We start from the raw sequence: 570 nt of genomic DNA, 5'->3' as shown, positions 1-570 counted from the left end.
AGGCCAACCTGATCGTGGTCGACTGGGACCCGGAGTTCTGACCGGGTGCGTATCGACGTCATCACCTTGTTCCCCGAGTTCATGGCGCAGTCGGCCGCGCTGGGCGTGGTCGGCCGTGCGGCCGAGCGCGGCCTGCTCGACCTGCATGGCTGGAATCCGCGTGACTACGCCGCCGGCAACTACCGCCGGGTGGACGACCGTCCCTTCGGGGGTGGCCCGGGCATGGTCATGCTGATCGAGCCGTTGCGCGCCTGCCTGGCCGCGGCCAAGGCGGCCGATCCGGCGCCCGCGCCGGTGATCTACCTCAGCCCGCAGGGCAAGCCGCTGACCCAGGCCCGGGTGCGCGAACTGGCGGCCCTGCCGCGGATGATCCTGCTGTGCGGCCGCTATGAAGGCATCGATGAGCGCTTCCTCGAGGCCGAGGTCACCGAGGAAATCTCGCTCGGCGATTACGTCCTGTCCGGCGGCGAGCTGGGCGCGGCGGTCATCGTCGATGCGGTGACCCGTCTGCAGGAGGGCGCGCTGGGCGATGCCGAATCGGCGGTCCAGGACAGTTTCGAAGGCCCGCAG

1 protein-coding gene is annotated in these 570 nt (G+C 70.4%); it reads left to right on the top strand.

Translation table 11 applies throughout. From position 1 onward, the window contains the following. Positions 1-45: 45 nt before the first annotated feature. A partial coding sequence (gene trmD / locus ACXJKJ_RS31570; protein ID WP_457395626.1) for a tRNA (guanosine(37)-N1)-methyltransferase TrmD occupies positions 46-570 on the top strand: 525 nt, incomplete at its 3' end.

The sequence above is a fragment of the Roseateles sp. P5_E1 genome (assembly GCF_054049335.1).
The sequence above is the reverse complement of the archived record's forward strand: the minus strand, read 5'-3'. Positions and strand labels throughout refer to the sequence as shown.